The following is a 25644-nucleotide window of genomic DNA, read 5'->3' as shown; positions in this document are numbered from 1 at the left end:
CCGTTACCCCGCAACCCGGAGACCGGGGTCGGACCCGACGGGTCCGACCCCATCGGGTGGCCGTGCGGGGTTGCCGTGTTGCTCGCGCCACCAAAGCGCCAGCAGGCACAACGCAAACAGTACCGCGAACGGCATCACCGGCAGCGGCCGATCATGGCTGGCGGTGCCGGCGACCTCGGTACCGCCAGCCCGCGCTGCATAAACCGCGGTCGCCTCGCGCCGCAATCCCCGCTGCCACGCCGGCCAGTCGGTGGGCGCATACACGTAGTGGCGCCCCGCTTCCAGGCCCGCGCTGCGCAGCACCAGCCACCCCGGCTGCGGCGGCCATACGGCAGCGCACACGGCATCGGCTTTGTCTTCCCGCGCCAGCAGGCGGGCATCGGCCAGGCCGTCGATGCGCAGCACTGCGCCTGGTTTGACGCCCTGCGCGCAGATCTCGGTGCGCAAACCAGGCAACGGTAGCAGGTCCGCCAACACCCAGCCGGTCTTTTGTTCTCCGGCCAGCGCCATCGCATCCATCGCCCCCTGCCACCACAGCGCCAGCGCGCGTGGCGCGCTGATCGCATAGCGGTGCCAGTCGGCCACGCCGATCCATACCACGCGTCCTGGCCCCATGGTTCTCTGCCAGGCCCACGGCCGCGACTTGCTGTCGCGCGCCAGCACGGTCCACTCGCCGCCGGGCGCATCGTCCGGATTGAGCGCAGCCGGCGCCAGTGTCATCTCCTCGCCGGCGATGGTGAACCGGCGCTGATCTTCCTGTTCCGTGGTCGGAGACTGCGGCCGCACCCGCAGGCCAAGCTCGCGCTGCCACAACGCCGCATCGGCCGCATTGCCGCCCAGGACCACCAGCGGTACGCCCTGCCGCACCTGCGCCAGCAAGGCTGCGCGCGCGGCTGGCGCCAGCTGCTCGACGTGGGCGGCATCGACCACCAGCGCGTTCGGCGCAGTGATCGGTGCGCGTGCGGTTTCGCTGCGGGCAATCGCCTTGCCCAGCACCACCTGCCAGTCGAGCACCGCGCCGCCGTCGGTCAGCAGGCGGTTGAGGGCGCTGGCGTCGAACGATGGCGCGTTGAAGCGGCCGACGATATTGAGCGGCACCGGCGCCGTCACTTGCAGCGGTACCGGCCCGGCGGCGACGACCTTGCCGGCAGCGTCGAGCACGCGCGCGTGCAGGACCATCGCTTCGGCCACTGGCGGCAACCATTGCACCGATCGTTGCGTTGATTGATCGCCGGCTTTGCCAGGGACCTTTGCAGTGTTGACGGCATTGGCGGCAATGGTGGGGCTGGCGGCACGCGTGGCATCGGCGCCATCGGAGGCGCCAGTGGCGGAATCAGCCAGCACCTGGCCATTCTCGGCCAGCAGTTGCAGCCGCCACGCGCCCTGGGCTTGCGGGCGATGCACGGTCAGCGTAAACACGCGGCCCAGCGCCATCGTGCGCGGGAAATCGAGCGACAGCGCTTCTTCTTTACCTGGCGTCCAGCGCAGCGGGCGGGCCGGCAGATCCTGCCATTGCGCGGCGCGCAGGCCGTCACCGGCCAGGTCGATCGCGCCGGCATCGGCAATCGCCTGCAATGGGGCGTCGGCGATGGCGCCACGGCTATCGGTGGTCACCGCCTGCGCGGGCGCAGGTACCCGAAGGCGGACTTCGGCCAGCGCTGCGGCCAGCGCCACACCCGCCAGCAGGACCAGCAGCACATCGAGCCATCGCCGCCGCCGGCCATACAGGGCGGCGCCGAGGATGCCGACAGCCAGTGCCACGCAGGCAGGCGCCAGTTGGGTGATCGTGATCATGGTTGCGGCTCCGGGTTCTGCTTTTCCCCGTTACGCCAGGCGTTCACGAACGGCGATTGCGCTGCGGTGCGTCCCTGCACCAGCACCGGCGCGTCGGTCAGTGTACCGCGCAGCCAGGCGCGCAGCGGACCGCGACACGGCACGCAGCCATCCTGCACATCCTGTACTGCGCGTTGCGCCGCCAGTTTCTGTTCCGGGTCGGCGATGCGGGCGCCGACGGCGTCGCGCGCGGCCTTGCTCCACAGCGCCGGCAGCGCGCCGTCCTGCGCCAGCGCCTGCACCAGGTCGCGCACTTCGGCCGGTACCGTGTCGTCGGGCGCGCCTTGCGCGCGCTTGTAACTCATGGCGCCCACCATGTCGCCGCTCATGCGCTTTTCCTCCTTGAGCGCGGGCGGCACAAAGGCGGTGCGGTGCAGGTACACGCGTTCGGCGGCCTGCAGTTCCTTGATGGCGTCCAGCGCCTTGTATTCCGGCCCCAGTGCGGCCTTGGGCGCGACCGCGCGCAGCGATTTTTCAGCGTCCCACATGGCCGCCAGCGCGCGCTTCAATATCGCCTTGGTTTGCGGATCGAAAATGGTGGCGTTGTCTTCCTGGTCGTGGACGTGGCCGAAGCGCTGCATGGCGCCCACTTCGGTGCCCAGCGACTGCTTGCCGTGCTGTGCTTCCTCCCCATGCTCCTTTTTCCCCTCATGTCCCCCATGTCCCTCATGCTCACCATACTCTTCGTGGCCGTGTTCGTCGCCGAACAGGCTCGACTCCTCGCCCAGGAACTGGCCGTAGCGCAGCCGCAGCGCGGCCTGGTCGGCGGCGATCGCCTCGCTGCGCGCGCGCAGGTCGGCCAGCTTCGGCCGCGCCTGCAGGTCCGCCACCAGTTGCTCGGTATCGATGATGACTTGGCGCTGGCTGCGCAAGCTCTCCGGCTTGACCATGGTCGGCAGCGCGGTCGAATCGACACTTTCGGCCTCGGGGCCCGGCAGGCGCAGCGTGTAGGTCGGCGACTGCACGGTATGCGGGTTTTCCGGGTCGTTATCGGTGGCGCGCACGAAGAAGTACAGTTCGTCGCCCGGCTCCATGCCCAATTCAAGCAGGGTCCACTGCTTGTTCCAGTTGCGGTGCTTCGGGTCGCTGGATTTGGGCAGCGGCACTTCGCGGTCGGTGAAGCGCACGTTCTCACCGCTGCCGCGCGCCAGTGTCATATGCAGGCTGGCGCGCACGATGGCGTAATCGTCACGCACCACCACGGCGATGCGCGCGGTTGTCGCGTCCTTGGCCAGCAGGTGGATCAATTCTTTCGGCTCGGCGATGGTGACCTGCGGCGCCTGGTCGGGTGTAACCCGGATGTTATAGCGCGCGCCGCCGGCGGCGCCGGCCTTACCGGCGCGCCAGAACAGCGAGTCTTGCACGCGGCGGCTGGCGCAGACCTCGCCCACGGCCAGGATGGCGCCGTCGCTCAGTTCCACCACCGCCCTGGCAGGCGGCTGCCCGGCTGGTTGACGAACGCACCACTGCACCTGCGCATACTGCGGCACCTGGATATCGCGGGCGCCGGTCTCGAAGGCGGCCACGCCGGTGTAGCCAGGCGGCGCCACGCGCAGGTAGACTTCACCGGCGACCACGGGCAGGTTGGCCGCTGGCGCTGCGGCGGCTGGAGCGGACACGTGTGCGGCACGGGCATCGTAGAACCAGGCGGCGCCGGCGGCGATCAACGCGAGCGCTATCGGCGCGACAAACGACGGCGTGGCCAGCGGTGCGCGGTGGCGGGCAATGGCGCGGTAGTCGTTACCGGTCAGGCTGGTGGCCAGGCGCGCCTGCAAGCGTTGCTGCTGCAAGCGCGCCATTGGCGTACGGGCTTCGGCTGCGAGCAGCGCGCTGCTGTCTTCCATTGCCGGCACGGCGGCGTCGAGCCAGGCGTTCCACTGCCCGGCGATGCGCCGATGCCAGCGCCAGGCATCCAGCGCCAGGCCGAGCACCCAGGCGGCAAATGCCGCCAGCAGCCACGCGCGCATGGCCGGCAACAGGACAAGGGCAGCTACCAGCGGGACCAAGGCGGCCAGCCAGCATGGCGCGCGGCGGCGCAGCACGGCGGCCCACAGCCGCTGGCGCAACAGGTCAGGCGCGGCGGGCATGGGTCAGACTCCGTTCCAGTAAAAACAGGGCCAGCAGGAGCCAGGCGATCCAGTGCGCGGGACTGGCATCGGCCACTGCCGCTGCCGCTGCCGTGGAAAACTTGTGCGACGGCGCCGGGTACGCCGGCGCCGGTGCCGCAGCTAGCAGGCGCCATGCCTGGTACAACGCGCGCGCCGTCTGCGCGTCTCGCGGCGGGAAAGCGGTCGAGGTCCACAGCCGGCCGCGCGGGCTGTCGGCATAGCGCAAGGTAATGCCGTTGATGGTGATGGTCGTGGCCTTGTCCAGTTCAGGCCAGTCCTTGTCACTGCCGGCCCGCAGCCACCAGTGGGGCGCGCGCCAGCCTGGCGGCGGCGCCAGCCCCGGCGTGTCGCAGACGATCAATTCGGTTGCGGCGACAGGGGCGGTGGCGAGCGCATAACGTTGCGCGCCATCGCCAGCCTGGCCAAATGCGGCAAACAGCGAGCGCCACGCGGGCTCGCGTTCGGACGTTGCTGACAGCACGACCTGGTGCTGCACCGCTGGCGCGGCGGGGGCGACGGACGCAGCCTGCACCCGTAATTCCACCGCATGACCGAACTGCGGCGCCCGCGCGGTCATGCCGATCTGCCCTTCGCGCGCCACGATCAGCAGCCGCGCGTCGGCGCGCCAGTCACGTTCGTTCTTGCGCAGCCAGGCCAGCGCGTCGGGCGGCAGGTCGATGCGGCGCGCGTCGCTCATGCCGGCATCGGCAATCTGGCGCGTAGCCCAGGCCTGGTCGGCGCCGGCATCGACCAGCACCGTGTCGCCGCGCCACAGCAACACAGTGGCGGCCAGCCAGGCGATCAGCGATATCAGCAACAGGCAGCGCACCAGCAACAGCAGGCGGTCGCGCCACTGCCACACGCGCAACTGCTCGGGCGCGGCAGCCGGTAAAAAGCGCGCGGTGGCCAGCGGCGTGGCGTCGAGGCGCTGGCGTTTCTGGCGGTGCCACCAGATCGGCAGCAACAGCACCGGCAGCGCCAGCCACCACCAGGGATAGCTACTGGTGATCAACCGCGCGCTCCCGCTTTCTGCAGCCAGCGCCGCAGCACGTCGGCCAGCGGCTGCTCGATGCACGCCTCGTGGTGGACCATGTCGTTCTGGCGGCAGCTGGTGGCAATCGCAGCGAAGTGCGCGCCGCTGCGCTCCAGGTACGCGGCGCGGTCGGATTTTGTATACCGGTGCAGGCCGGCGTCCTGCTCGGGATCGCGGTACGCCGCGCCTGAAGCAAAATCGGCATCGACCTCGGCGCGCGTGCGCACCGTGAGCAGGCGCACGTCGTGGTGCAGCTTGCGCAGGCGCAGCAGCGCTTCGGACAATGGCGACGGCCCATACTGGCCGTGCCAGTCCAGGCCATCGGTGGCGGCCAGCACCAGGCCGGGCGCACGCGCAAAGTGCAAACTCGCTTTGAGTACCTGCGCCGTTGGCGGCAAACCGTCGGGCCGCGCCGCCGCCAGCCGCGCCAGCACCCGCTGCAAGTGGCGCGGGCCGCGATCGGCCGGCGTAAACGCTACCTTGCCGCCGCTGCAAATGGCCAGGCCAAAGGCGTCACCCTGGCGCTGGGCAATGGCGGCCATGCAGGCCAGCGCGGTGCGCGCGAACCACAGTTTATTGACGCCTTCGAGCTCGCGGCTCGGTTCCGCCATCGACGCCGTGGCGTCGAGCCACAGCCAGGTGGCGACGTGGCTGTCGCGTTCCGCCTCGCGCACGAAATAACGGTCTGCGCGCGCCAGCAACTTCCAGTCCACGCGGCGCCATTCGTCGCCGGGGGCGTAGGCGCGGTACTCGGAGAACTCGACACCGGCACCACGTTCGCGGCCCGCGTGGATACCGTGGCCGAGACCAGCCAGCACGTGGCGGATCACCAGCTCCAGGTCGCGCGTGGCGGCCATCATGGCGTTGGTTGTAGCGGCCATTAGTCTGGACGGATATGCTCGCGCAGCGCCAGCAGGATGTCGGCGATTGCCACGCCATCTGCCTCCGCCTCGAAGTTGCGGATCACGCGGTGCGCCAGCACCGGCAGCAGCATGGCTGCAATGTCTTCGCGGGTGACCGCCAGCCGGTTGTGCATCAGCGCCCGTGCCTTGGAGGCCAGCACCAGCGCCTGCCCGGCGCGCGGGCCGGCGCCCCAGCCCACATGCTGCTGCACCGCCGGCACGGTGGTGATTGCCGGGCGGGTAGCGCGCACCAGCCGGGTGGCGTACGCCAGCAGGTGGTCGCCGATTTCGATATCGCGCGCCAGCTGCTGCAGGCGCAGCAGCGTGGCTACGTCCATCACCGGCTCGGCATCGCGGAGGCCGGCGTTGGTGGTGGCGGCGACCATGCGGATTTCCTCTTCCTCGGTCGGATAGACGACGTCGATACGCAGCAGGAAGCGGTCGAGCTGCGCCTCGGGCAGCGGATAGGTGCCGGCCTGCTCGATCGGGTTTTGCGTCGCCAGTACAAAAAACGGGCGCGGCAGCATGTGGGTCTGGCCGGCGAAGGTGACGCTGCGCTCCTGCATCGCCTCGAGCAGCGCCGACTGGGTTTTCGGCGGTGCGCGGTTGATCTCGTCGGCCAGCAGCACCTGCGTGAAAACGGGACCGGGCTGGAAGCGGAACGTGCGCTTGCGCGTGGCTTGATCTTCTTCCAGTATCTCGGTGCCGACGATATCGGACGGCATCAGGTCGGGCGTAAACTGCACGCGGTGAAACGCCATGTCGGTCGCCTGAGACAGCGACTTGACCAGCAGCGTCTTGCCCAGTCCCGGCACGCCTTCCACCAGCGCATGGCCGCCAGCGAGCAGGCAGATGATGAGCGAGTCGATCACGTTTTCCTGGCCGATGATCACCTTCGACATGCTGCCCTTGAGCGCCGCCACCTTCGCGCACAAGGCGCCGATTTCCGTTTCGTCCCAGGCGACTGCGCCCACCGCATCCTTCATTTAAGCTCCCAACGCGTATTGAATGATATTGACCGCAAAGCGGGTGTTGTCGACCGCCAGAAAACGCTTGTTGCGAAAGTCATAGTCCCACTCGCAGCCGTAGTCCTTGTTGCTGTACAGGATGCGCACCCGCCCGCCCACTTCCACCGCCTTCAGGTAGTCGTGGACCAGGTCGTCGCCCCAGCCATTGAGTTCCACGCCGGTGGTCGGCGGTCCCTCGAACTTGAAGAAGCTCGAATAAATCGCGTGGTTGTTGGCGATCTTCTGCAAGGCGCGCTTGCCGAAGATGCTGGCGATCTCGGACTCGAACGACTTGGCGAACAGGCCGTCGATGTCGTGGTTGCAGTCATCGACAAACACGAAGCCGCCGCCCTTGACGTACCGCTCGAGGTTCTTGCGCTCGGCCGGCGTGAACTGCACCAGCTTGTGGCCTGCGAAGTAACAGAACGGCGCCTCGAGCATCTTGGGGTCGGACAGGGCCACGATGCGCTCCACCGGATCGACACGCAAGGTCGTGTACTCGACCAGCGAATTGAGCACGTTGCTGGGCATGCGCACATCGACGTCCCAGTCGCCCGACTCGTAGGTCAGGCGGGTGAAGTAAAAATCCCAGGCCACAGCTGTCCGCCCTCTCGTTATATTTCGGGATGCCTACACCGCGTCCGACAGCGACGTGAAGTTAAAGTCGCGCACCTTCATCGGCGGGATCATCATCTGGTAGCGCACTTCGTCGCCGCCGATCACGACCGGCTTGCCCAGTTCCTCGATATTGTTGAGCATAGAGACCGGGCTTTCGTTGAAGCGGAAGTTCTTGATCGGGTGCTTGATCTTGCCGTTCTCGATGTAGAAGGTGCCGTCGCGCGTCAGGCCGGTGAGCAGCAGCGACTGCGGATCGACCATGCGGATATACCAGGTGCGCGTCACCAGCACGCCCTTCTTGGTCGAGGCGATCAGCTCCTCGGTGGACTTGCCGCCGCCCGACATGATCATGTTGCCATGGCGGCCGGTAGCGCGCTTGCCCTGCTTCTCGGCCCAGTAAGGCGTGTAGTCGAGCGAGGCGATCTTGCCGCCCTTGATCACGTCGGTGCGCTCGCGCGCCAGCATCGAGGCATTGTCCCAGCCCAGCACCGGCACGTCCGGATTCCAGGGATCGGCCCACAGGTTGACCTGCTCGTCGAACAACTTTTCACCGAGGCGATTGCCGCCACCTTTTTTCGACAGGAAGCTGCGGCCCTCGTCGGCCTGGCGCGCGTCGAACGCGCCGAACATGCGGCCGATGATTTCCGACGTGGCGGCCGGCTCCAGGATCACCGTGTAGCGCCCCGGCTCGATGGCTTTCGCATTGACCGAAGTGAGCGCCTTTTCGATGGCGATCTCGGATGCCTCGCGGGCGTCGAATCTGGCGGCGTCGTTGGCCGACCGCGTGACCCAGCCCGAACCGAGGCCGTCCTCGGTGCGGGTGGTGACCGTGAAACCAAGGTTGGTCAGGGTCTGGTAGCCGAACACGCCGTTGGAGTTGGCCACCGTTTCGAAACCGGTGGTGTCGCTGAAGAAGCCGGCGGCAACCAGGCCCTTCTTGCGGGCCATCTCGATGCTGGCGCCAGCCACGCTGGCGCGGTACTCGGGATCGATGGCGGCGGTGGCCGCGCTGAACGTGGACGACGGTTTATACAACTGGCCTTTCACGGCCGGCAGAAACTCCGGGTTCTCCGGCGCCAGGCGCGCTACTTCCTCGGCACGGCGTACGGCTTTTTCCAGCGACTTGTCATCGAACTCGTTCACCGACGCCGTGCCCTGGCGTTTGCCGAAGGCCACGCTCACGGTGAGCTGGGTGTTCTGCACCAGGCCGGCGGTGGAGACGCTGTTGCGCGCATAGCGCACGTTGCCGCGCTGGCTGCCCGAAATCTGCACCCGGCATTCGTCGGCTTTCGACAGCCCCATCACCTTGTCGCAAATCCGTTTTGCTTCGTCTTGCGTGAGCATCTTCATGGTTATCCTATCTTGCGTGCGGTGTTGATCACATTGATGCCGTTGAAGCGCGTAGTGGGCGAACCATGCGACACCGCGCTCACCTGGCTCGGCTGGCCCTTGCCATCGAAGAAGGAGCCGCCCATGCGCCAGTCGCGCGCATCGCACAGCGCGGTGCAGGCATTCCAGAATTCCTGGGTGTTCGACTGGTATGCCACGTCTTCGAGCTGGCTGCCGATCTTGCCGTTCTTGATTTCGAAATACAGCTGGCCGCCGAACTGGAAGTTGTAGCGCTGCTGGTCGATCGAGAACGAACCACGGCCGAGAATATAGATGCCTTTCTTGACGTCCTTGATCATCTCGTCGGGCGTCAGCTGCTTCTTGCCCGCCGCCAGCGAGACGTTGGGCATGCGCTGGAACTGCACGCTGCTCCAGCTGTCCGCATACGAGCAGCCTTGCGATTCCTTCTCGCCGATCACGTGGGCCTGGTCGCGCGTGGCCTGGTAGTTGACCAGGATGCCGTCCTTGATGATGTCCCAGCGCTTGGCCGGCACGCCCTCGTCGTCGTAACCGACGCAGCCGAGCGACCCCGCCGTGGTGCGGTCGGCAATGAAGTTGACGATGTCGGCGCCGTACTTGAATTTCTTGCTCTGCCATTTATCGAGCGTGGCAAAGCTGGTGCCGGCGTAATTGGCTTCGTAGCCGAGCACGCGGTCCAGTTCCGTCGCGTGGCCGACCGATTCGTGGATGGTCAGGAACAGGTGTTCGGGCGAGAGCACCAGGTCGTACTTGCCCGGTTCCACCGACTTGGCGGTGAGCTTTTCGCGCGCCTGGCGGCCGGCCGCGCGCGCATCTTCGATCAGGTCGTACGCGCCGTTGTACAAGGTGGTCACGCCGCCGGCGGCCTTGAGCTTGTGCTCAGGAAGCGCGTCAAAGAATTCATAACCCATCGCTGCCGGCGACGACAGGCCGTCGCGGGTACGGAAGCGGTTACTGGCCTTGTCCACGGCGGTGGCAGTAAATGGCGACCAGAGACGATGCATGTCCTGGTCGATGTACGAGCCGTCGGTGGACGCGAAGTATTTTTGCTGGTTGACCTGGAACAGGTTGGCCTGCATGAAGTTGGCGCCGGCGTCGAGCCCCGCCTTGTTGGCGGCGATCAGCAACTCGGCCTTTTCCTTGATCGGCACCGCGCGCCAGTCCTTCTTGAACGGCGTGGCCCATGCCACGTCGCCCACGCCTTTGACCGGCGCCAGCACCACCGGTTCCAGCTGCAGCTTCGAGTTCGCACGCGCGATCGCCACGGCCTGGCGCGCGGCCTCGGCTACCGAATCGAGCGTCATCACGTTGGTCGAGCAAAAGCCGTAAGCGCCGCCGGCAATCACGCGCACGCCCACGCCGGAAGACTCGGTGTTGACGATGTCTTCCACGTTGAGGTTGCGCGTGGTGATGAACTGGTTCAGGTAGCGGCCGATGCGCACATCGCAGTAGCTGGCGCCGGCCTTGGTGGCTGCATTGAGCGCGGCGTCGGCCAGCGACTTCTTGAACTGCACGGCCATCGGGTTAAGCAACTCGTCGGCCGCAATCGCGTTACCGAAGACCGGGATCAGCAAGCTGCCGCCGGCGGCAGCGCTGACCTTTAAGAATGAACGTCGTTCCACTGATACTCCAGTTTATAGTTACACCGCGTCCGACAGCGACGTGAAATTGAAATCGCGCACGCGCATGGCCGGCACCAGCAACTGGTACGGCGACTCGTCGCCCGACAGAATCTCCGGCCGGCCCAGTTCATCGATATTGTTCAACATCGACACCGGGCTTTCGTTGAAGCGGAAGTTCTTGATCGGGTGCTTGATCTTGCCGTTCTCGATGTAGAACGTGCCGTCGCGCGTCAGGCCCGTCAACAATACCGACTGCGGATCGACCATGCGGATATACCAGGTACGCGTGACCAGCACACCCTTTTTGGTGTTGGCGATCAGCTCCTCGGTGGACTTGCCGGTGCCGCCCATGATGATGTTGCCGGGCGTGCCCACCGCGCGCTGGCCCTGCTTCTTGGCCCAGTACATCGAGTAGTTGAGGTCCTGGATGCGGCCGTTCTTGATCAGATCCTGGCGTTCGCGCGCCAGCATCGAGCCGCCATCCCACGGCAGCACCGCCACGTTGGCGTCCCACGGATCGCTCCACACGTTGACCTGTTGGTCGAACAGCTTTTCGCCCTTGCGGTTGCCACCGCCTTTTTTAGACAGGAAGCTGCGGCCCTCGTCGGCCTCGCGCGCGCCGAAGTCGTTGAACATATAGGCCAGGATGTCGGACGTGGCGGCCGGCTCCAGCACCACCGTGTAGCGGCCCGGCTCCAGCGCCTTCGCTTCCACCGAGCGCAGGGCTTTTTCGATGGCGACGTCGGACGCTTCGCGCGCGTCGAACTTGCTGGCGTCGCCCACGCTGCGCTTGGCCCAGCCGGAACCACGCCCGTCTTCGGTGCGCACCGTGATGGTGAAGTCCAGGCCAGTGTCGCGCTGGAAGCCGAAGATGCCGTTGGAATTGGCCACCGCCGTGAACCGGTCGCTGTCGGTAAAGAAGCCGGCGGCCACCAGCTTGTTCTTGCGGCTGTTCTCGATGCTGTAGGCGGCCACCTGGGCGCGGAATTCCGGGTCGATGTCGGCGGTCTTCTGGAAGAAGGTTTCACTGGCCTTGTATTGCTGCTTCGCTGGCGTGGGCATGAACTCCGGGTTGTCCGGCGCCAGGCGCGCCAGCTCTTCGGCACGGCGCACCGCGCGCTCGATCGACTTGTCGTCAAGCTCGTTGAGGGTGGCGACACCCTGCTTTTTGCCGAAGGCGACCGCAATCGCCAGCTCGGTATTTTCGATCAGCCCCGCGGTGGAGACGGCGTTGCGGGCATAGCGGATATTGCCGTTACGGCTGCCGGTCAGGTTTACTTCGCACTGGTCGGCGCTGGTCAACGACAGTACCTTGTCGCAAATGCGCTTGGCGTCGTCCTGGTTCAGGTTTTTCATATTATATTTCTCCAAATGAGGTTGTTTCAAAATGAGCGCAGCTAGGCGCAGCGCCGAAGACAGTGCGCCTGCACGGCAAGGCGCTGCAACGACGCTGCGGTCTTTTTGAAACGACCTCTAGGCGATTTTGCGGGCAGTGTTGATTACATTGATCCCGTTGAAGCGGGTGGTACTCGACCCATGCGACACCACCGACACCTGCGAAGGCTGGCCCTTGCCGTCGAAGAAGGAGCCGCCCATGCGCCAATCGCGCTCGTCGCACATGGCCGTACAGGCGTTCCAGAATTCCTGGGTGTTCGACTGGTAGGCCACGTCCTCGAGCATTTGGCCGATCTTGCCGTTCTTGATTTCGTAATACAGCTGGCCGCCGAACTGGAAGTTGTAGCGCTGCTGGTCGATCGAGAACGAACCGTCACCGACGATATAGATCCCCTTCTTGACGTCCTTGACCATCTCGTCCGGCGTGAGCTGCTTTTTACCGGCCTGCAGCGACACATTGGGCATGCGCTGGAACTGCACGCTGCTCCAGTTGTCGGCGTACGAGCAGCCGTGTGACTCCTTCTCGCCGATGATGGCGGCCTGGTCGCGCGTGGCCTGGTAGTTGACCAGGATGCCGTCCTTGATGATGTCCCAGCGCTTGCACGGCACGCCCTCGTCGTCGTAGCCCACGTTGGCCAGCGAGCCTGGCGTGGTCTTGTCGGCGACGATGTTGACGATCGGCGAGCCATACTTGAATTTCCTGGTTTCCCATTTATCGAGCGTGGCGAAGCTGGTGCCGGCATAATTGGCTTCGTAGCCGAGCACGCGATCGAGCTCGGTCGGGTGCCCCACCGATTCGTGGATGGTCAGCCACAGGTGCTCGGGCGAGAGCACCAGGTCGTACTTGCCCGGCTCCACCGACTTGGCGGTGAGCTTCTGTCTGGCCTGTTTGCCGGCCGCGCGCGCATCCTCGATCAAGTCGTACGACTTGGTGTACAGGGTGGCCACGCCGCCGGCTGCCTTGACCTTGTGCTCGGGGCGCGCGTCCAGGTATTCGTAGCCCATGCCCACCGGCGACGACAGGCCCTGGCGGGTACGGAACTTGTTGCTCTTCTGGTCGACGGCGGTGGCATACATCGGCATCCACAGGCGGTGCACGTCCTGGTCGATGTACGAGCCGTCGGTGGACGCGAAGTATTTTTGCTGGTTCACCTGGAACAGCATCGACTGCATGAAGTTCGCGCCGCCGTCCATGCCGGCCTTGTTGGCGGTAATCAGCAGCTCGGCCTTTTCCTTGATCGGCACCGTGCGCCAGTCCTTGACGATGGGCGTGGCCCACGCCACTTCGCCCAGGCTTTTCACCGGCGCCAGTACCACCGGTTCGGTTTGCAGCTTGGCGTTGGCGCGCGCAATCGCCACGGCCTGGCGGGCGGCGCCGGCCACGCCGTCGGGCGTCATGTCGTTGGTGGCGGCAAAGCCGTAGGCGCCGCCGGCAATCACGCGTACACCCACGCCGGCCGACTCGGTATTGACGACGTTTTCGACATTGAGGTCGCGGGTGGTGATGAACTGGTTCAGGTAGCGGCCCACGCGCACGTCGCAGTAGCTGGCGCCGGCCTGGGTGGCGGCCGTCATCGCGGTATCGGCCAGCATTTTCTTGAACTGCAGGGCGACCGGTTTAAGCAGTTCGTCGGCCGCAATCGCACGGCCAAAGGCGGGCAATAACATCGTGCCCAGCGCCAGACTACCTACATTGAGGAATGCACGTCGTTCCATCGTCTCTCCAGATATTTTTTTCGGGCCAGCCGCCCTGGGCAACAGCAGGGCAATATTAGCGCCTGATCAACGATAGCGATAGCAATATGTATGCCATCTACCACAGCGATACACTGCGTTACACATGGGAGGTAGACAGCGCCGATTCGCTTGACCTGCGTGCGGTCCTCGCCCATGATCGCGCAGGGCGGCGCGCGGCGCCGTCATCGTCCCATCGAACCCTCAGGAGACCGAGTATGAAGAAATACCTCGTGGCCGCTCTGGCCTGCACCACGCTGTTTGTCGCCAGCGGCGCCTCGGCGCAAGCGGTAGACGCGAAGCTCAAGGCCGCCATCGGCGCCAGCTCGCGTACGCCCGCCAACGTGCAGCGCGACGCCAGCCGCCATCCTTACGAGACGCTCACTTTCTTCGGCATCCGCCCGAACATGACGGTGGTGGAACTGGCGCCCGGCGCCGGCTGGTACACCGAGATCCTGGCGCCCTACCTGCGCGACAACGGCAAGCTGATCGCCGCCGGCAACGACCTGGCCTCGCCCAACGAGCGCGAACGCAAGGGCGCCGAGCGCTTCATGGAGCGCCTGAACGCCAATCCGGCCGTGTACAACAAGGTGGCGCTGGGGGTGTTTTCGCCACCGCGCAAATACGAGTTCGCACCGAATAACAGCGTGGACATGGTGCTCACGTTCCGCAACATCCACAACTGGATTCCGACCGGCCCGGACAACCTCAAGGCACTGTTCACCAGCGTGTACGACAGCCTGAAACCGGGCGGCGTGTTCGGCGTGGTGGAGCACCGCCTGCCAGCCTCGCAAACCCAGGACGCCACCGCCAGCACCGGCTACATGCACGAGAAGTACGTGATCGGCCTGGCCGAAGCGGCAGGCTTCAAGCTGGCCGCCAAGTCGGAAATCAATGCCAATCCGAAGGACAAGGCCGACCACAAGAATGGCGTGTGGGCGCTGCCGCCAACCTTCACCAACAAGGATGAAGACCGCGCCAAGTACCAGGCGATCGGCGAGAGCGATCGCATGACGCTCAAATTCGTTAAGCCGTAAGTTGGTGCTGGCCGGGGCTGTGCTCCGGCCAGCATGCATCAGCCCAGCTGCTGCAGGATCTCGCGATAAATCGCCGTCAACGGCACGGTTTTTTCCACCGCCCCGCGCTTGACCGCCTCCTTGGGCATGCCGTATACCACGCACGACGCCTCGTCCTGCGCCACCGTGCGTGCACCCGCCTTGAGCATCTCCAGCAGGCCCGCCGCACCATCATCGCCCATTCCCGTCATGATCACGCCCAGCGCATTGGCGCCGGCCGCGCGCGCGGTCGAGCGGAACAGCACGTCCACCGACGGCCGGTGGCGATTGACCAGCGGCCCATCGACCACTTCCACAAAATACTGGGCGCCGTTGCGGCGCAGGAGCATGTGCTTGCCGCCGGGCGCGATCAGCACCTGGCCTTGCAGCACGCGGTCGTTATTGGCCGCCTCCTTCACTCGTACCTCGCATACGCTGTCGAGCCGCGCGGCAAAGGCGGCGGTGAATTTTTCGGGCATGTGCTGGACCACCACGATGCCGGGGCAAACCCGCGGCAAGGACGTGAGCACCTCTTCAAGCGCCTGGGTGCCACCGGTGGACGTGCCAATCGCGACTATCCGTTCGGTGGTAGCAGTCATGGGCCGCGCATCGCCCAGCGACAGCACGGCGTCCGCATTGAGCTTGGCAGGGACCGGCGGCAGCGGCGCGTGGTACTTGGATTTGACCACGTGGGCGCCGGCGGCCGTGCGCACGGCCGCCACCAGTTCGTCCGAGCTGTCGTGCAAAAACTGCTTGAGGTCCAGGCGCGGCTTGGTGATGACGGCCACGGCACCGGCGGTCAGCGCCTCCACCGACGTCTGCGCGCCCTTCTCGGTGAGGGTGGAGCAGATCACCACCGGCGTGGGCCGCTCGGCCATGATCTTGCGCAGGAACGAGATACCGTCCATCTTCGGCATTTCCACGTCCAGCACGATCACGTCGGGCCACTGCATCTTCATGCGCTCGATCGCCAGCAGCGGGTTGGCCACCGCGTAGGTAACGGCGATGCCCGGCGCGGCGTTGAGCAGGGCGCTCACCACCTGCCGCACCACGGCCGAATCGTCGACGATCATGACCTTGATGTCACTCATTGCTTGTCCTTGCGGTAGACCGATGGCGCCACCACCGACAGCGTGTCGTTGATGTCATTGAGGGTTTCCGAATGCCCGATCAAAAAATGGCCGCCCGGACGCAACAGCGACAGCAGGCGCGCCACCACCTGGCGCTTGGTATCGAGGTTAAAGTACATCATCACGTTACGCAGGAAGATCACGTCGAACTGGCCCAGCCTGGGCAGCGTTTCATTCAGATTCACCTGCTGAAATTGTACCCGCTGGCGCAGCGCGCGTTCGATCAGCATGGTGCCTTCCTCGCTGCCCTGGCCCTTCAGGCAGAAGCGCTTGAGGTAATCGTGCGGCATCTGGCTGGCGCGTTCGAGCGGATAGTGGCCGTTGCGCGCGCGCTGCAGCACCCGGCTGCTGATGTCGGTGCCCAGTACTTCCCACGCGGCGTCGCCCAGCACGTCGGCCAGTACCATGGCGATGCTGTACGCTTCCTCGCCGCTGGAACTGGCGGCACTCCACACGCGCAGCACGCGGCCCTTGTCCCGTGCCTGCAGCGCCAGGTCGCGCAGCAGCTGGAAGTGCTTCGGCTCGCGGAAAAAATAGGTCTCGTTGGTGGTGAGCAGGTCGATCGCCACTTGCAGCTCGGCGGGATCGGCCCGGCTTTGCAGCAGGCGCAGGTAGTCGCTGTAGCTCTCGAGCCGGTGGTGCGTCAAACGCCTGGCCAGCCGCCCGCTCACCAGCGCCTGCTTGCCGTCCGCCATGCTGATGCCGGCCGCATCGTAGATAAAGCGCTGAAATTGCGAGAACTCGCGGTCGGTCAGGATTGCCGCTGTCATGGGCTGCTGCTGGAACTCGCCGTGGCCACCATCGGGACGGCGTGACGCGACAGCTCCACCACCTCGCCGGTGGACAGCACCCGTTCGAGTGCCAGCAGAATCACGAAGCGCCCCTGGCACTTGGCGATGCCGGCGATGAAGTCGGCGCGGATGCGGGCGCCGAACGGCGGCGCCGGTTCGATATCGGGCGCTTCGATCTCCACCACCGCGCTCACCGCGTCGACCATCATGCCCAGCACCTGCTTGCCGTCGCCATCGTCGATCTCGGCAATGATGATCGAGGTACGCTTGCCGATCGCCGCCACGCCGCGCCCGAACCGCGCCGACAGGTCGATCACCGGCACCACCGCCCCGCGCAGGTTGATTACCCCGCGCACGCAGTCAGGCATCATCGGCACGGTGGCGGTGCCCGCGTATTCGATGATCTCCTTGACGTGCAGGATGCCGACCGCGAAGCGCTCGTCGCCCAGCAGGAAGGTCAGGTACTGGGTGGGCAGCGCTTCGGCGTTGTGATTGACCGTGGCCAGGTTCATGGCAGTGCTCCTCATCAGGCAGCCAGCGCGGACGCGGTAACGCGGCTGTCCACCGTTTGCAGCAGCGCGCCGACGTCGAGGATCAGCGCCACGTCGCCGCTGCCCAGGATGGTGGAGCCGCTGATGCAGCGCACTTCGCTGAAGATGGGACTGAGCGGCTTGATCACGGTCTGGAATTCGCCGAGCAGGGTATCGACCACCAGTCCCGCGCGCACCTTGCCGAAGCGTAGCACCACGATGCTCTCGCGCCGCGTGGGCGCGCCGCCGATATGGAACAGCGACCGCAGGCGAATGAAAGGCAGTACCTGGCCGCGCAGGTTGCTGTAGTCCTGCCCTGGCTCGGCGGCAAACTCGATGCACTCCTCGATGGTGTCGAGCGGGATCACGAACACCGACGACCCCACCTGCACCAGGAAGCCGTCGATAATCGCCAGCGTGAGCGGCAGGCGCACGGTGACGGTGGCGCCCTGCCCCTCGGTGCTGCGCACATCGACACTGCCGCGCAGCGCGGTGATATTGCGCTTGACGACGTCCATGCCCACGCCGCGCCCGGACAGGTTGGTGATGGTCTCGGCGGTGGAAAAGCCGGCTTCGAAAATCAGGTTGTAGATTTCGGCGTCGGTCAATTTGCGTTCCGGGTCCACCAGGCCGCGCTCGATGGCCTTGGCCAGGATTTTTTCCTTGCGCAGGCCGCCGCCGTCGTCGCTCACTTCGATCACGATGCTGCCCGACTCGTGGAAGGCATTCAGGGTGATCATGCCGCGCGCCGGCTTGCCGGCGGCGATGCGCACGGCGGCCGGTTCGATGCCGTGGTCCATGGCGTTGCGCACCAGGTGCATCAGCGGGTCGCCGATCTTTTCCACCACGGTCTTGTCCAGCTCCGCGTCCTCGCCGTCGACCGCCAGGCCGATGTCCTTGCCCAGCTCGCGCGCCACGTCGTGCACCACGCGCTGGAAGCGGTTGAAGGTGGCGCCGATTTTGACCATGCGCAGTTCCAGCGCGGCGTCGCGCACTTCTTCCACCAGGCCGGACAAGGTGGACGTTGCCTCCAGCAGCTCGGTATTGTGCAGGCGCTGGCCGATCACGCTGGTACGCGCACCGGCGATGATCAATTCGCCGACCAGGTCGATCAGGCGATCGAGCTTGTCGGAATCGACCCGGATCGAGCGGTTTTCCTGTGCCTTCTGTTCGCCTACCTGCTTTTGCCGCGTGAGCGCGGCCTCCACCACCACCGGCGCCACCTGGCCGGCAGCGACCAGGATGCTGCCCAGGCGCTGAGGTGTAGCCTGCGTGTCCTGTGGGTCCAGGTTGGCTTGCGCCTCGGTCTGCGCCTGCTGCGACTGCTGCGACTGTTGCGCCAGCGCTGCGGCCAGTTCCGTCGCTGTCACGCTGCCGCACAACACCAGCATTTCGCCCAGGCGCGCCGGGTTTTCCGGCAGCGCGCGGATCAGCGCTACATACTCAGACACCTTGCCGCGCGGCGCCACCAGCCGGATCTCGCAATCGTCCTGCACGAATTCGAACACGCCCAGGATCGCCTCGCGGTCGGCCGTGCTGTCGAAGGCGATCTCGAAGCCGAGATAACAGAGTTCCGCATCCATTTCTTCATCCGCCGGCAGCGCATCGGCCACGGTGGCCATGCCGGCGATGCGGCCCAGTCGCGCCAGGTAGCGCAGGAACGCGATCGGGTCCATGCCGTTTTGCAGCACGCCGGGGCCGAAGCGCAAAGAGATATGCCAGTAGTCGCTGTCGCCGGCGTCCGTGGCCTGGGCCATGCGCTCCAGGTCGGGGTTGAGGTCGGACTGCGGTTGCACGGCCAGCGACTGCGCCGGTTCATCAACCACACCCATGCGTCGTCGCAGCTGCAGCAGCAGGCGTTCGCCCTCGGGTGCGGTGTCCGGGTCGGCCTCGTACCGGCCGGCCGCCAGGCCGTCGGTCATGCCCGATAAATGGTCGCAGCAAGCCAGCAGCAGCGTGACCATGTCATCGTCGATCACCACTCGGGCGTCGCGCACGGCGTCGAGCAGGCTTTCCACCACGTGGGTAAACGCTACCATGTGATCGAGGCTGAACAGGCCGGCCGAACCCTTGATGGTGTGGGCAGCGCGGAAGATGGCGTTGATCGCCTCGCCCTGGCCGTCGAGGTCCTGGGCCAGGTCGATATTGAGCAGCGCGTGCTCCATGTCGGCCAGTAGCTCGCGGCTTTCGGTGATAAAGGTTTGCAGCGCCTGGTCCAGGTTCATGATGGACTCCTCAACTGTGTATCAGCACGGCGTCGCCGAAGAACGCGCCCAGGTTCAGCATTTCCACCACGTCCACGACGGCCGGGCTGTGGTTGCGCAGCCGCAGTTCGCGCTGTTCCAGTGTGGCGGTGCGCTTGGCCAGCATCAGCACCTGCAAGCCGGCCGTATCGAGTTCGGTCACGCCGGCCAGGTCGATTTCCAGCACCGGCCCCGCGCGCAGCGCAGCGAGCACCTCGGTCTTCAGGTCGGCGGCGCGGTAGATATTGACCTCGCCTTCGAGCACCAGTTGCTGGCTCACGGCAGCACCAGCTTGGCCACTGCGCCCAGCAGCACCTCGGGCTTGAATGGCTTGACCACCCACGCCTTGGCGCCGGCCGCCTTGCCCTCTTCCTTTTTACTCTCCTGCGATTCGGTGGTAAGCATGATCACCGGCGTAAAGCGGTAGCTGGCCAGCTTCTTGAATTCCTTGACGAAGGTGATGCCGTCCATATTGGGCATGTTCACGTCGCACACGACCAGGTGGATCTTCTGGCCGGTGCACTTGGTGAGCGCATCGGCGCCATCGCGCCCTTCGATCACGTCGTAGCCCGCGCCCTTGAGCGCAATGCCCACCACCTGGCGCAGCGAGGCCGAATCGTCGACCACCAGTATCGTCTTTGCCATGCTGTTTTATCCCGTTCAGAAAAAAGTGATCTCGTCGGCGTCCGCCGCCTTGGGCGCACCCAGGCGCGAGCCGCCGTGCACCGCGTGTTCCTCGGCCATGGCGTAGGTGCTCTTCAGCGCATCGAGCAGCGGCGCCGGATCGGGCGCCAGCAGCTCGCCGGTGGCCTCGAAGTGGCGGCGATTCTCTGCCAGCACTGTCGGCATCAGTTCGAGGTTTTCGCGCACGTGCGACATCACCTGGCTCACGCGGTCCTGGAACTGCAGTTGCACCAGCGCCTGGCCCACTTCGCCCTGGATGGCAACGCTTTCCTGCTTGAGCAGGTCGGACGATTGCACCAGCGCGTCGGTCATGCTGCGGAAGTTGGCCAGCACGGTATCGATCATGCCTTCGGCCGATTGCATGCTCTGGTCTTCGGCGTCGCTCGATGCCTCGGCGGCCTGGCTGGCGGCCAGGATGGCGCTGCTGATCTGGCCCACGCGCTGCGAGATATTACGGCCCGTCTCGGCCGAGCGGCTCGACAGGTGACGCACTTCCTGCGCCACCACAGCGAAGCCGGCGCCGGCGGGACCGGCGCGCGCAGCCTCGATGGCGGCGTTGAGCGCCAGCAGGTTGGTCTGGGCGGCGATGCTGGCCACGCCTTCGGCCATGTCGCGCAGTTCGCGGGTAAAACGTTCAAGGTCGCGGATCTGCGCCAGCATGGCCTGCTTGGACTGCATGGCCGACTTCATTGACGCCACCACCGACGCGAGCTGGGTTTCACTGTGCGAGAACACGGCGGTCATCGACTGCCCGCCACCTTGATCTCCCGCCAGGCTGGAGACATGCAGCGCGTTGTCGAGCTTATCGACGATGCTGGAAAAGCGCGTGGCCAGGTCGGCCACCGCGTCTTCCATCTGGGTGCGCGAGTTTTCCATGTGGCGGCTCCACACCGGCAGCACCGCCGCGCCGAACGCATCACGCCCGTGCAGGTAGCGGCCGATCATGGCGTCGTCGCCAGCCGCAGGCCCCTGTCCGACGCCCCACCACGCGGCGCCGGCCAGCAGCACCGCAGCCCACAACACCGTGTACCAACCCCAGGCGCCCCAGCCGGCCAACATGGTGCCGGCGCCACCGGCCGCTGCCAACGCCAACGGCGCAAGCACTTGTCGGAAGCCCTGTTCGACTGCAAAAATCTTCTTCACGCGACGACACCCCGCTCAGGCAGCACGCGCCAATAAGTGTGGCGCAGAGGTCCCACTCTAGCGCAATGCCTGGTAAATGTTGCTTAAAATTTTGAAACGGGCGGGGGCGTCGCGGCCAGCTGTTGCGGACAAACAACCGAGCAACGGCGCCTTATTGTGACTAGCAAAATGGGATCTTTATTCCTCGTTGCAATCGCTTGCAGGTTGCACTCTTGGTTGTCGTCAGCACTATTGGATTAATGCCAAATCACAATGAAATTTGCACTTTTGAATCAAAAAGGGTTTACACTGCTGGCTGCCTTTTCGGGCCGAACCTAATCACAGAATATGAACCAGGCATTCCTAGATCACCGGGCAAAATACCGGCAAGTCCTCTCCGAGCGTTTTCGGGTAGCCCCTGAGATGTACGACGAGATTTCACGCCTGATGGCGCCACTGGCCACGCATGTCAGCGTGCGCAAGGGCGAGCAATTGCAGCGCAGCGGCGAGGTGGTGCAGTACATTCACTGGCTGCACAGCGGCGTGGCGCGCGCCGGCTTCCTGCCCGAAAACGGCAACGAGGTGACGCTGTACTTCCGCACCGACGGCCACCTGGCCGTGTCGCACGACGACGTGCTGCGCGCCATGGGCAACGCGCCGGCGCATAATTTCGTGGTGGCGGAGACAGCGGTGCAGGCCTACCGCTTCGACTGGCGCGCGCTGTGGGCGCTGGCCGAGCAGAATACGGTGCTGCGCGATTACTATCTCAAGGTATCCGAGTGCGGCATCATGGATCAAAGCCGGCGCCTGTACCTGAGCGTGTGCCCGGCACAGGGCCGCCTGGAGGCGTTCCGCCGCGACTACCCGGGTCTCGAACAGCGCATCTCGCAGAAGGTGGTGGCGTCGTTCCTGGGCATCACGCCGCAGTACATGTCGCAGCTGTTAAGGCTCGATGCGCGCCAGGATACGGCGCCAGGATTTACTTCTTCGCCTTCGGCTTGAATTCCAGGTCCTGGAAGTCGTAGCTGAAATCGGTCTCGGTCGAAATCGGCGCCATCTTCATGCGGTCGATGCTGGCGTCCGGGTTGAGCGAGAACGTCACGTAGGCGTCGGCGTTGAAATTGCGTTCCTTCCAGCGCACGATGAAGGTGTCGTGCTGGAAGTGCTCCAGCTCTCCCGTCAAATCCGGCGTGCGCGTAAAGCGCATGATGCGTTTGCCGTTTTCTTCGCCGATGGTCGCCACGCCGTACCAGGGATCCTCGTACTCGCCGTCGTACGCCGCCAGCGGCAGTGATGGCTGCGACGCTGCCGCGCGCGCTGTCGTCGCCTTGGCCTGGCGCTCCTCTTCTTCCTTGCGCATTGCCGCCTGCTGGTCCGCGTACAGCTTGATCCAGTCGCTAGCCGGCACCTTCAGGTACTGGTCCAGGATGCGCCAGTACAGCGCGGCCATGGCCGGGCCATTTTCGGCATTGGTCAAAATCGCGATGCCCAGTTTTTCTTCCGGCACCATCAGCACCGTCGAATAAAAGCCCTGCAGTGCGCCGCCATGCATGACGATCTTGCGGCCCTTGTAATCGCGCAGCGAAAAACCCAGGCCGTAGGCGGCAAAATTGGGCTTGGTGGCAGCGAGCGCCGGCTTCGGATCGCGGATGCGCATCGGCGTTTGCTGGCTCCACAACTCGTCGATCTGCTTGGCACTCACCAGCTGCTTGCCGTCCGGGCCTTTGCCGCCGTTCATCAGGGTATTCATCCAGCGCGCCAGGTCTTCGGCATTGGTGTCGATGCCCACCGCGCCGTCGGCGTTCGGCACCGGCATCGGTTTGACCACCGCCGCCTTGCCATTGATGCGGCTGTGCGGCGCCGAGTGGTTCTCGGTCGCCAGCATGTCGGCCACGCTGGTCTTGGTGCCGGTCATGCCCAAGGGCGCCAGGATGCGGTCGTGGATAGCCTGGCCCCAGGTCTTGCCGTCTTTTTCGGCGATGATCTTGCCGGCCACGATGTAGAGCAGGTTGTCGTACGCGTAACTGTTGCGGAAGCTGGTTGCCGGCTTGACGTAACGGAGCCGGGCGATGATCTCGTCGGTGGAGAACGCGGTGCTCGGCCACCACAGCAGGTCGCCCGCCCCCAGTCCGAGGCCGCTGCGGTGCGTGAGCAGGTCGCGGATGGTCATCACGCCGGTCACGTACGAGTCGTGCATCTGGAAGCCCGGCAGGTGCATGGTCACCGGGTCATCCCATTTCAGCTTCCCTTCATCGACCAGCATCGCCAGCGCGGCGGCGGTAAAGCCCTTGGAATTGGACGCCACCTCGAACAGCGTCTTGCCGTCCACCGGCGTGGGGTCGCCCAGCTTGCGCACGCCGTAGCCCCTGGTGGCGACGACTTTGCCGTCCTTGACGATGGCAATCGCGATGCCCGGCACGTCGAAGGTTTTCAGGGCCAGATTGACGTCGGCGTCGAGGTTGTAGGCGGGGACGGGAGCCGAGGTGGCTGGTGCCGTCGGCGCGGCCAGCACCGGCGCGGCGAGGCCGGCCGATGCCAGCGCCAGCACCACGGCGCTGGCGTTAATCAAACGGGTAATGTTCATCGGCTTACTTCTTGAATTGTTTATCGACCGATGCCTGCGTCACCGGGTGGTAATGATCACGCGCCTTGGCGTACACGCTGCGCGCCCATGCGGCCTGCGCCGGTTGTTTCAATAGCGCGGTGTACAGCGGCACCACGAACTTCTGGCGGCCCACGCTCATCAGGAACTTGTTGAGCGGTTCGCGCACGTCATACCCGGCCTTGACCGACGCCAGGTAGAAGCGGAACGCGATTTCGTTGTTGCCGCTTTTCGCCAGGCCAAAGTTCTGGTCCAGGTCTCTCAACTGCGCAGCCGTGGCCTTGCCGTCGATGTCGTTGAGGAAGTGCATCCACTCGAGTGCGATCCAGCCCTTGCCATTCAAATCGGCCGTGGGCAGTTCGCCGCGCAGCCAGCTGTTGCGCTGTTCGTCGAGCGCGGCCAGGCGAGGCGAGGCCGCGCGCACGGCGTTGGCTGGAATGCCGGCGCCGTACAGCCACTCGTCGAGCTCCACCTGCGCCATGTATTCGGGATGGGCGTCGAGCAGGTTCTTTTTCAGGTAGTCGACGAATTCGTCGGTAGTGGCCGACTTGAACGCGTGCGAATCGAACCAGCCGCGCAGGAACGCGTCGAACGTCTCGCGGCCGGCGCGCTGCTCGAGCGTGCGCAGGAACCAGGCACCCTTCGGATAAATCAGGCTGCCGTCCGAGTACGCCGACGGATCGACGTCCGGGCCGCGCGTGGCCAGCGCCTGCTTGGCAGCCGGGATGGTGGCCAGCGACGCCAGCGCTTCTTCCTGCTCCACCTGCAAATTCATCTCGGCGATTTCGGCGCCGTAGATTTTCTCGACGATGCGGGTGGTGACGTAGGTGGTAAAGCCTTCGTTGAGCCACATGTACTTCCACGAGGCGTTGGTCACCAGGTTGCCGGACCACGAGTGCGCCAGTTCATGCGCGATCAGGTCCACCAGGCTCTTGTCGCCCGCGATCATGGTCGGCGTGAGGAAGGTCAGGCGCGGGTTTTCCATGCCGCCGTACGGGAACGATGGCGGCAGCACGATCATGTCATAGCGCTCCCACCGGTACGGGCCATACAGGCTCTCGGCCGCTTCGATCATTTTCTCGGTGTCGGCCAGCTCGCTGGCGGCCGCTTCGATGCGGGCCGGTTCGGCATATACGGCCGAACGCGGACCGAGCTGGCGCACGTCGATCTCGCCGATGGCAATGGCCAGCAGGTAAGACGGAATCGGCTGCGCCATCTTGAACTTCCAGCCGCCCTTGCCGGTGGCGGCAGGGTCGTTGTCGGCGCTCATGAGCACGCGCAGGCCGGTCGGCGCGTCGATGCGGGCGCTGTAGGTAAAGCGCACGGCAGGGGTATCCTGCACCGGCGCCCACGAACGGGCATTGATATCCTGCGACTGGCTGAACATGAACGGACGCTTGCCCGACATGGTCTGCGCGGGCGCCATCCATTGCAGCGCGGCGGCGCTAGGCGCCGTGCGGTAGTACACGCGCACTTTCTGCGGCTGGAACGGCAGCGCAATGCGCAGGGCGCGGCCCTTTTGCAGATCGAACTTGTCGAGCATGTACGACGTGGACGTCCAGCGGCCATCCGGGTTCAGCACCTGCACCCGCGAGATGGTCAGCTCTTTCGTATCGAGCACCAGCGTGCGCGAGGTCTTGTCGATCCAGTTCAGGGTCAGTTCGGCGTAGCCGGACAGGGTCTTGCGGCCGAAGTCGGCCTTCAGGTCGAGATACAGGTCGCTGGTGCGCACCTGGTCGTAGCGGGCGTAGCTCAGCGGGTCGGCGTGGGCAACGGTCACGCCCAGCGACATCAGTGCGGATAGCACGAACGCGGACAAGGTCTTCTTGATTTGCATGGTGATCTTTTCAATGTTGGTCTGCAGCGC

The 25644-nt window shown here is 65.3% G+C and carries 21 protein-coding genes; 2 read left to right on the top strand and 19 right to left on the bottom strand.

Annotation, left to right across the window (positions count from 1 at the left end):
* Positions 1 to 3: 3 nt before the first annotated feature.
* The 10 genes from J2X54_RS02970 to J2X54_RS02925 form a co-directional block, all read right to left on the bottom strand.
* Positions 4 to 1794: a hypothetical protein gene (locus tag J2X54_RS02970; RefSeq protein ID WP_310177526.1), complete on the bottom strand. Its 1791-nt coding sequence runs from the start codon at positions 1792 to 1794 to the stop codon at positions 4 to 6.
* Positions 1791 to 3920, bottom strand: coding sequence for a DUF4175 family protein (locus J2X54_RS02965; RefSeq protein ID WP_310177523.1), 2130 nt, complete (start codon positions 3918 to 3920; stop codon positions 1791 to 1793). The genes J2X54_RS02970 and J2X54_RS02965 overlap by 4 nt, the downstream gene beginning before the upstream one ends.
* Positions 3904 to 4953 (bottom strand): BatA domain-containing protein, encoded by a 1050-nt coding sequence (locus tag J2X54_RS02960; RefSeq protein WP_310177521.1) that lies wholly within the window; start codon positions 4951 to 4953, stop codon positions 3904 to 3906. Before J2X54_RS02960 ends, J2X54_RS02965 begins: the two co-directional genes overlap by 17 nt.
* Positions 4950 to 5855 (bottom strand): DUF58 domain-containing protein, encoded by a 906-nt coding sequence (locus tag J2X54_RS02955; protein ID WP_310177519.1) that lies wholly within the window; start codon positions 5853 to 5855, stop codon positions 4950 to 4952. The genes J2X54_RS02960 and J2X54_RS02955 overlap by 4 nt, the downstream gene beginning before the upstream one ends.
* The gene (locus J2X54_RS02950) at positions 5855 to 6862 is read right to left on the bottom strand and encodes a MoxR family ATPase (RefSeq protein WP_310177517.1); all 1008 of its coding nucleotides are present in this window, start codon (positions 6860 to 6862) and stop codon (positions 5855 to 5857) included. Before J2X54_RS02950 ends, J2X54_RS02955 begins: the two co-directional genes overlap by 1 nt.
* Positions 6863 to 7480: a DUF4159 domain-containing protein gene (locus J2X54_RS02945; protein WP_141749440.1), complete on the bottom strand. Its 618-nt coding sequence runs from the start codon at positions 7478 to 7480 to the stop codon at positions 6863 to 6865.
* A gap of 33 nt (positions 7481 to 7513) precedes the next feature.
* On the bottom strand, positions 7514 to 8851 hold the full coding sequence (locus J2X54_RS02940; protein ID WP_310177513.1) for a TldD/PmbA family protein: 1338 nt from the start codon (positions 8849 to 8851) through the stop codon (positions 7514 to 7516).
* Between the two features lie 2 nt (positions 8852 to 8853).
* Positions 8854 to 10491, bottom strand: a complete 1638-nt coding sequence (locus tag J2X54_RS02935) for a TldD/PmbA family protein (protein WP_070246970.1) — start codon at positions 10489 to 10491, stop codon at positions 8854 to 8856.
* Positions 10492 to 10509: 18 nt separating this feature from the next.
* Positions 10510 to 11847: a TldD/PmbA family protein gene (locus J2X54_RS02930; protein ID WP_310177510.1), complete on the bottom strand. Its 1338-nt coding sequence runs from the start codon at positions 11845 to 11847 to the stop codon at positions 10510 to 10512.
* A gap of 117 nt (positions 11848 to 11964) precedes the next feature.
* Positions 11965 to 13602, bottom strand: coding sequence for a TldD/PmbA family protein (locus J2X54_RS02925; protein ID WP_070246968.1), 1638 nt, complete (start codon positions 13600 to 13602; stop codon positions 11965 to 11967).
* A gap of 236 nt (positions 13603 to 13838) precedes the next feature.
* On the opposite strand from J2X54_RS02925, the gene J2X54_RS02920 reads away from it, so the two are divergent.
* Positions 13839 to 14657 (top strand): methyltransferase, encoded by an 819-nt coding sequence (locus J2X54_RS02920; RefSeq protein WP_310177506.1) that lies wholly within the window; start codon positions 13839 to 13841, stop codon positions 14655 to 14657.
* A gap of 38 nt (positions 14658 to 14695) precedes the next feature.
* Here J2X54_RS02920 and J2X54_RS02915 read toward each other — a convergent pair whose 3' ends face one another.
* The 7 genes from J2X54_RS02915 to J2X54_RS02885 are packed head-to-tail and all read right to left on the bottom strand — an operon-like array spanning position 14696 to position 21196.
* Positions 14696 to 15766: a chemotaxis response regulator protein-glutamate methylesterase gene (locus tag J2X54_RS02915; RefSeq protein ID WP_310177504.1), complete on the bottom strand. Its 1071-nt coding sequence runs from the start codon at positions 15764 to 15766 to the stop codon at positions 14696 to 14698.
* Positions 15763 to 16575, bottom strand: a complete 813-nt coding sequence (locus J2X54_RS02910; RefSeq protein ID WP_310177502.1) for a protein-glutamate O-methyltransferase CheR — start codon at positions 16573 to 16575, stop codon at positions 15763 to 15765. Before J2X54_RS02910 ends, J2X54_RS02915 begins: the two co-directional genes overlap by 4 nt.
* Positions 16572 to 17108, bottom strand: coding sequence for a chemotaxis protein CheW (locus tag J2X54_RS02905; RefSeq protein WP_310177500.1), 537 nt, complete (start codon positions 17106 to 17108; stop codon positions 16572 to 16574). Before J2X54_RS02905 ends, J2X54_RS02910 begins: the two co-directional genes overlap by 4 nt.
* A 14-nt stretch (positions 17109 to 17122) precedes the next feature.
* Positions 17123 to 19351 carry a chemotaxis protein CheA gene (locus J2X54_RS02900; RefSeq protein ID WP_310177498.1) on the bottom strand — a complete coding sequence of 743 codons (2229 nt, stop codon included), beginning with the start codon at positions 19349 to 19351 and terminating at the stop codon, positions 17123 to 17125.
* Between the two features lie 10 nt (positions 19352 to 19361).
* Entirely contained in the window at positions 19362 to 19649 is a 288-nt protein-coding gene (locus J2X54_RS02895) for an STAS domain-containing protein (RefSeq protein ID WP_310177496.1), read from the bottom strand.
* A complete protein-coding gene (locus J2X54_RS02890; protein WP_019923537.1) occupies positions 19646 to 20014 on the bottom strand; it encodes a response regulator in 369 nt (122 codons plus the stop codon). Before J2X54_RS02890 ends, J2X54_RS02895 begins: the two co-directional genes overlap by 4 nt.
* 15 nt (positions 20015 to 20029) lie before the next feature.
* Positions 20030 to 21196, bottom strand: coding sequence for a methyl-accepting chemotaxis protein (locus J2X54_RS02885; protein ID WP_310177494.1), 1167 nt, complete (start codon positions 21194 to 21196; stop codon positions 20030 to 20032).
* 402 nt (positions 21197 to 21598) lie between these two features.
* Here J2X54_RS02885 and J2X54_RS02880 point away from each other — a divergent pair, with 402 nt between their 5' ends.
* On the top strand, positions 21599 to 22177 hold the full coding sequence (locus J2X54_RS02880; protein WP_310177493.1) for a Crp/Fnr family transcriptional regulator: 579 nt from the start codon (positions 21599 to 21601) through the stop codon (positions 22175 to 22177).
* On the opposite strand, the gene J2X54_RS02875 is transcribed toward J2X54_RS02880, so the two are convergent.
* Complete coding sequence (locus J2X54_RS02875; protein ID WP_310177491.1) at positions 22155 to 23759, bottom strand: serine hydrolase; 1605 nt, start codon at positions 23757 to 23759, stop codon at positions 22155 to 22157. The genes J2X54_RS02880 and J2X54_RS02875 overlap by 23 nt on opposite strands.
* Before the next feature lie 4 nt (positions 23760 to 23763).
* Entirely contained in the window at positions 23764 to 25614 is a 1851-nt protein-coding gene (locus J2X54_RS02870) for a M1 family metallopeptidase (protein WP_070246997.1), read from the bottom strand.
* Between the last annotated feature and the right edge of the window lie 30 nt (positions 25615 to 25644).

Source organism: Duganella sp. 3397 (genome assembly GCF_031456625.1).
In the GTDB taxonomy this organism is placed as follows: Bacteria; Pseudomonadota; Gammaproteobacteria; order Burkholderiales; family Burkholderiaceae_D; genus Rugamonas; species Rugamonas phyllosphaerae.
This window is presented reverse-complemented; position numbering and strand designations above follow the sequence as displayed.